At 53.9% G+C, this 397-nt stretch carries 1 pseudogene; it reads right to left on the bottom strand.

Features of this window, described 5'->3' with window-relative positions:
- Window positions 1-106: 106 nt before the first annotated feature.
- Window positions 107-397: pseudogene (locus GHO42_RS25665) on the bottom strand (alkaline phosphatase family protein); the annotation flags it as partial.

Raw genomic sequence — 397 nt, 5'->3', positions numbered from 1 at the left:
GTACTGAGCTGACAAGTGAACATGATTGACATCACCCACTTGAAGGTTAGCGCCGCAACGTCAGGATGCAACAGGCTGGCGATCGCTGGTTTCAGTTTTATGACTGTTATTTCAATGCAATCGTCACCGACTCAAGCACCCGACCCTTAGGGTTATAAAAGTCGACCTGCAAGTGCTGCCCGGTGAGGGTCAGGCAGGCGAAGTTATCTTCGCTGACCATGGCGCTGGTCAATGCGGGGGAATAATGGCCTTGCCCATTACTGGCCAGCGGGGTATTGAGCAGCAGATTACTGGCCTTCGCGTACGGTAACAGCCTGCTATTGCACAGCGGTGACGAGACGATGCCGTGCACCACAAAGTCAGGGTCTTCGCTGTGGGTGAGTGAGCAGGTCAAAGA

The organism is Pseudomonas sp. FSL R10-0056 (genome assembly GCF_009600105.1).
Classification (GTDB): domain Bacteria; phylum Pseudomonadota; class Gammaproteobacteria; order Pseudomonadales; family Pseudomonadaceae; genus Aquipseudomonas; species Aquipseudomonas bubulae.
This window is presented reverse-complemented; position numbering and strand designations above follow the sequence as displayed.